At 74.1% G+C, this 6368-nt stretch carries 5 protein-coding genes; 1 reads left to right on the forward strand and 4 read right to left on the reverse strand.

Annotated elements, in window-relative coordinates; translation table 11 throughout:
- Positions 1-67: 67 nt before the first annotated feature.
- From C5507_RS05960 to C5507_RS05975, 4 genes are all read right to left on the reverse strand, one after another.
- Positions 68-1477, reverse strand: a complete 1410-nt coding sequence (locus C5507_RS05960) for an APC family permease (protein ID WP_104527599.1) — start codon at positions 1475-1477, stop codon at positions 68-70.
- Positions 1478-1589: 112 nt separating this feature from the next.
- A complete protein-coding gene (locus C5507_RS05965; RefSeq protein ID WP_104527600.1) occupies positions 1590-2957 on the reverse strand; it encodes a threonine/serine exporter family protein in 1368 nt (455 codons plus the stop codon).
- 51 nt (positions 2958-3008) lie between these two features.
- The gene (locus tag C5507_RS05970) at positions 3009-5126 is read right to left on the reverse strand and encodes a DEAD/DEAH box helicase (RefSeq protein ID WP_104527601.1); all 2118 of its coding nucleotides are present in this window, start codon (positions 5124-5126) and stop codon (positions 3009-3011) included.
- A 300-nt stretch (positions 5127-5426) separates the two neighbouring features.
- Complete coding sequence (locus C5507_RS05975) at positions 5427-5684, reverse strand: hypothetical protein (protein ID WP_130504196.1); 258 nt, start codon at positions 5682-5684, stop codon at positions 5427-5429.
- Between the two features lie 154 nt (positions 5685-5838).
- Here C5507_RS05975 and C5507_RS05980 point away from each other — a divergent pair.
- Positions 5839-6368, forward strand: a 530-nt coding sequence (locus C5507_RS05980; protein ID WP_211295501.1) for a hypothetical protein, incomplete at its 3' end; no start/stop codon positions are given.

Consider the following 6368-nt stretch of genomic DNA (forward strand, 5'->3'; position numbering starts at 1 on the left):
GGGATCGACGCCCCGGGGCAGCCGGCTCCCGAGCTCGGATCCCCGCCCGGATCCGGGCGGGAGCACCTCAGCGACCGCGGGCCGCCCGTATCCGCGATTCGGCGTCCGCCCCCGGTCCGACCGACGGCAGGCGCAGCACGAAGACCAGACCGAGCGCCCACCAGACGGCCAGGATCACCCACTCGTACGGCCAGACCAGGGCGGCCGGCATGCCGGGCATGAACAGCACCCCGAGGGCCGTCGCGAGCACCGCCGCCAGGACGCCGGTCACCGTGCCGCCGGGTGCGCGGAACGGTCGGCTCATGTCGGGTTCCCGGCGCCGGAGCACCAGGAAGCTGACCGCCACCATCACGTAGGCCACGATGATGCTCAGCCCGCCGGCGTCGACCATCCACACCAGCGTCTGCCGGCCGAACAGCGGCGCGATCATCGACAGGCCCCCGATGAAGAGCAGGGCGTTGCCGGGCGTCCGGAACCTCGGGTGCAGCCGCCCGAACCAGGCAGGCAGCATCCCCGACTGGGCCAGCGCGTAGACCAGCCGGCTGGCGCCGATGAGGAAGCCGTTCCACGAGGTCAGGATGCCGGCGATACCGCCGATGACCAGAACCTTGCCCATCAGGTCGCTGCCCCACAACGCCGCCATGCCGTCGGCGGCGGCCAGGTCGGACGCGGCGAGCTCGCCGGCCGGCAGGGCCGATCCGACCGTCAGCATGATGAGGACGTACCAGCCGACGGCCATGGCGACCGACAGCAGGAGGAGCTGGCCGATCTGCCGGTAGTTGAGGTCGATCTCCTCGGCCGACTGCGGGATGACGTCGAAGCCGACGAAGAGGAACGGCGTCGCGACCAGCACCGTGATGAGGCCGGCCACTCCCCCGTTGAACAGCGGCTGCATGTTCTGCGTGTCCCCGCCGACGAAGCTCCCCGTCACCAGGGCCAGGCCGACCGCCAGGAGGAACAGGACGGCCACGGACTGGAAGACCGCGGCGGGGCGCACCCCGACGTAGTTGAGCGCGGTCATCACCGCGGCGGCGATGACCCCGACGGCGACCCAGCTGGCGTACACGTCGTAACCGGCCACCGTCCACAGCCGCCCGACGAGCATGTCCGGGAAGAGGTACAGCATCGTCTGGGGCAGCGCGACCGCCTCGAACGCGACGACGGAGACGTACCCGAGGACCAGCGCCCACGAGGTCACGAACGCCGGCCGGCTGCCCATCGCGCGCAGCACGTAGTTGTGCTCCCCGCCCACGTGCGGCATCGCGGACACCAGTTCGGCGTAGGTCAGCCCGACCAGCGCCACGACCACGCCACCGATGACGAAGGCGAGGGCCGCGCCGAGCGTGCCGGCGCCCTCCAGGAAGCCGCCGGTCAGCACGATCCAGCCGAAGCCGATCATGGCGCCGAAGGCGACCGCCAGCACGTCCCACCGGCCCAGGGTGCGGATGAAGCCGTCGCGCTCCAGGTTCGTCGTCATCGCAACCCTCTCGTCGAGGCCCGACACCGGCGGGGAATCCGTCGGGCGGAGGGATCATCGCCTGCCGGAGCTCCGAGGGCACGGCGGATCCGCGCGCCTCCTCGACTTCCCGTCACGACTCCCGGACGGCAGCGACCGGCGGCCGGACCCGGCGCGGCCCCCGTGCACGCACCCGGGCCGAGGCGGGCCGGGCGATGAACCCGCCGAGGATCACCCCGGCGGCCAGGGCCAGGCCGATCGTGGTGGCCTGGCTCAGCAGCACCAGGCCCATCGCGGTGTTGCCGTCGGCGAGCAGCAGCATGCCGCGGTAGATGGTCAACCCCGGGAGCAGCGGGATGATGCCGGCGGCGACGTAGATCAGCGGTGACGCCTTCTGCCGGCGGGCGAACAGGTAGGCACCGGCGCCCACCAGGACCGCGGCCACGCCCGTCGCCAGCGCCGGGTCCAGCCCGAGCTCGTCCAGCCCCCGGAAGGCACCCCAGCCCACCCCAGCGGCGAGGCCCGCCGCCGGCAGGGTCCGCCGGGGGGCGTAGTTGGCCCCCGCCGCCGCCGCGGCCGCCAGGACCGCCGCGGCCAGCTGGACCGGCACGTCGCCCCACCCGGTCGACGGCGCCTGGCTGACGGCCAGGGGTACCGACAGCCGATCGGCGAGCGAGAGCACCGCCGCGACCCCGGTCACGATCCCCGCGGTCAGCACGAAGACCTCGAAGGCCCGTGCGGTCGCGGTCAGCAGGAAGCCGTTGATGGCGTCCTGCACCGCACCGACGAGCGTGATGCCCGGCAGCAGCAGCACGATCCCGCTGGCCACGATGAGCGACGGCCGGAGGTCCAGGTCCGCGACCAGCACCAGCATCGCCACGGTCGTGGCGATCGCCGCTCCCACGGTGTTGGCGTAGAAGTCCGGCAGCAGCCGCGCCGTCAGCGCACCCGTCGTCCGGTCGACCACCACCGTGGTGAGGAACGCGATCACGGTCACGAGCACGCCGGCGCCCAGCAGCACGGCGACCGCGGCCGCCAGCACGGCGCGGAACCCCGTCACCACCCACCGCCGGTAGGGGTGCCGGCGCGTGCGGATGCCGTCCAGGCGCTCGATGGCCTCCGCCGGGGTGACCCGCCGGGAGACGATGTCGTCCACCATGTTGTGGACCTCGGTCACTCGGGTGTAGTCCGGCGTCCGCTGCTCGACGAGCCGGACGCTGGTGACCGGGGCGACGTCGGGTGCCCGGACGTAGGACAGCGTGATCGACGTGAACGTCACCTCGCAGACCACGTACGGCAGTCCGCAGGCCCGGGTGATCGCGACCGTCATCGCCGTCACCTCCGAGGCCGCCTCACCCCCGGACAGGAGAACCTCGCCCGCACGCAGGGCGAAGTCCAGGATGCGGTAGGCCTGGCGCTCGTCCGGCTCGGGGAGGTGGACGGGCTCCGTGGACGCCGTCGGGACAGGACGGGGCGCAGCCCTGCGACGGCCAGCGATCACCGGATCTCCTCGCGTGCTCGTTCCTCGACCGTCCCAGGGGCCCCGGGCCGGTTACGCCGACAGGGCGTCGGTCAGCAGGGCGACGAGCGCCTCGAGCTGGACGTCGGCGGACGACGAGACCTCCTCGTCCGAACCGTCGAGCGCCCGGGCGGCGAGCCCCGCCTTGCTGTCGATCAGCTCGGCGATCCGGGAGTCGAGGGTCTGGGCGGCGATGATCCGCCACGCCGTCACCGGTTCGGTCTGCCCGATGCGGTGGCTGCGGTCGATGGCCTGCGTCTGCTCGGCGTCGGTCCAGGACAGCTCCGCCAGCACGATGTTCGACGCCACCTGCAGGTTGAGCCCCACCCCGGCCGCGGTGAGCGAGCAGACCGCGACGGCCACGGCGGGATCGTTGACGAAGGCGTCGATGTGCTTCTGCCGCGCCGACGGCGTCTGGTCGCCCCGGATCGAGGAGAAGCCGATGCCCTGCCGGGCGAACGACTCCTCCGCGGCGTCCATGACGTCGACGTGCTTGGCGAAGAAGACCACCTTGCCGGCGCTGCGGGCCAGTTGCGCGGCGTAGTCGGCGGCCGGGCCGGCCTTGGCCTGGCCGATCCGCCGCATCATGCTGAACACGTTCTCGCCGGTGGCCGAGGCCGTCGCGTCCTTGAGCTCCCAGCGGGCCACCTTGCGCACCAGCTCGCGGTCGATCTCCTCCACCACGTCGGCCGACCCCCGGGCGGCCAGCGCGCTCTCGTACCGCTTCACCAGCCGGCGGGCCAGCTCCTGCTCCGCCGCCCGGATGGAGCGGCCGGCCTTGTCGTCGAGCTCGACGGGCAGGTCGGCGATGCGGCGGGCGGGGATGTCGGCGGCCACGTCGATCTTGCGCCGGCGGACGATGCCCTGCTCGATCACGCACCGCCGGGCGGCCGGGTAGAAGCCCGGGTCCGCCGGCGTCAGCCCGGTCTCCTCGAGGGCATTCATCAGGGTGCCGAGCGGCTTGCTCTCGTCGATCCAGCCGAGGAACTGCCAGATGGCCAGGAAGTCGTCGATGTCGTTGATCAGCGGGGTGCCGGTGAGGGCCATCAGGAGCGGGCGCGGGAACCGCGTCCGGATCCGGTCCGCCAGCTCCAGCACGTGCTGGGAGCGCTGCGAGCTCTTGTTCTTGATGAAGTGCGCCTCGTCGACGACCATGCCGCGGAACCCGAAGTCGCTGAACCAGCCCACGTGCCGGTCGAGCACCTCGTAGTTGACGACGACGATGTCGGCGAAGCCGTCGACGGTCTCCCCGTTGCCGTGCACGACGGTGGCCGCCCGGTGCGGCGTCCAGATCCCTGCCTCGCGGGCCCAGTTGGTCTTGACCACGCTGGGGACCACCACGAGCAGCGGGTAGGCGTTCGCCGCCTCCGCGGCCAGCAGGGCCTGCGCCGTCTTGCCCAGGCCGGGCTCGTCGGCCAGCAGGAAGGTCCGGTGCCCGTCGGCGGCCGCGGCGACGAGCTGCGCCTGGTGCGGCATGAGCTCCCGGCCGCCGGCTGCCCGCAGCGAGGTGGGGGCAGGCAGCGGCATGCACGCCGCATCCCCGCCGCCGGCGCGCTCGAAGGAGTTCAGCAGCGGGTCGAGCAGCTCCCAGCCGGCCAGGCGACGGGGCCGGGCGGGCGGCGGGGGCGCGTTGGAGAAGTCGGGAGCCAGGAACGGGTTGGCCAGCTGACGGGAGATCACCGACTGCGGTACGACGCGGCGCTCCGGGGCGGCCACGGCCGCCTGCGGCTGGGCCGGGGGCTCCTCGACCGGCTCCGGCTCGATGCCCAGGCCGGCCAGGATCTCGCGCTTGAGCGTGCGAGCGGCCTCGGAGACGACGGCCTCCTCGCCGAGCAGGGCCAGCAGCCCGGCGTCGCGCACGGCGGTCCGGGCGAGGATCTGGGCGATCCCGTCGAGGCGCTTGAGCTGCTCGGCGCGGTGTGCCGGGCTGCCGGACTCCTCCGCGCGCACCCGCTCGCGCTCGTCGCGCAGCAGCAGCGCCACCACCTGGAACTTGGTGCGGACCGACGGCGTGACCCGCCCGCGCTCGGCGGCGGCCTCGACCTCGCGGACGGTGCGGGCCAGCACCGACATGACGTCCTCCGGGCCGCGGCGCCGGTCCCGCGGCTGGGTGCGGCGAGCGCTCGTCCGGCGCTGACCTTGTCGAGCCACGGACTCCTCCTCTGGTCTGCCCGGCACGGGAGCCGCGGCAGCGTCCTGCGCACCGCTCCCCGGCCGCCGGGACCGGCGCCGCGCGACACGACGGCCGCGGACCCGACCCGGCGGGACCGGGACCCGGCGGCTCGTCCCGGTTCGGACCGGGATCGCCGGTGGAAGACCGAGGCGACGAGTGCACATGGACGTCGTCGCCAGACAGGCGCCGTCTGCCCCGTGAACGGTGCGGCTCCGATGCTAGCGCGTGCCGGCCCGCGCCGGTGGCGGCACCGGGCCGATGCCGGCGGTCGCCCCGCCTCAGCGGCCGGCCGGGTCCGCCCGGCGGTGGTCGGCTCCCGGCGGTGCCGCCGGGTACGGGTGCTCGCGCGCCGACCGGGAGGCCAGCCATGCCTGCCACTCCGCGCGTTCGGCCGCCCCGGGCCGGGTTCCACCGAGCACGAGGGCGACCACGGCCAGGACCGCCGCGACCACGACCACGGCGACGACGACCTCCCACTGGAACCACGGGGGGACGGTCATGCTGCCGGGCAGCATTGAGGAGGTCTCGGGATCCACGGGAGCCAGCGTGCGGGACGGATCCGGCCCGTGCCGGGCGCCGGCGGGGTGCTGTCGCCCATCGGGGTGACGACGGTCCGCCGTCGCGCTGCACCGGCCCGGCCGTCGCCGTAGCGTTTGTGCTTCATCACGCTGAGTGAACGGAGCGGACCGGATGACCGTGGACTTCTCCACCAGGGCCACGCCCGAGATCGGTTCCCCCGACACGGCCGTCCCCGCCCCGGACCGCGTCCTGGACGACGACCGCCGCCGGCCGAACGTCTCCGGCGATCTGCCCACCCTCTTCGAGGCCGGTCCGCAGTTCCGCCGGGCGGTGACCGGCTACGACCGGTTCCAGGTCGACACCTACGTCCGGTGGGCGGAGGACGAGCTCGTCGCCGCCGACCGCGAGCGCCAGCACCTCGAGGTTCGGCTGCTCGGCGTCCACACCGAGCTGCAGGAGACGCGGCGGCTGCTCGGGCACTCCTCCGGCGGCGGCCAGTTCCTCGACGTCGCCGACCGGATCGGCTCGATGCTGGCCACCGCCGCCGACGAGGCCGAGGGCATGCGCGCCGAGGCGGCCGCCTGCCGCGCCGCCGCCACGGCGGAGGCCGAGCAGCTGCGCGCCTGTGCCGCGCGGACCACCGCCGAGGCGGAGGGCCGCTCCCGGGAGACCGTCGAGGCTGCGGCCGCCGAGGCTGCGCG

Source organism: Blastococcus saxobsidens (genome assembly GCF_002938435.1).
Taxonomy (GTDB): Bacteria; Actinomycetota; Actinomycetes; order Mycobacteriales; family Geodermatophilaceae; genus Blastococcus; species Blastococcus saxobsidens.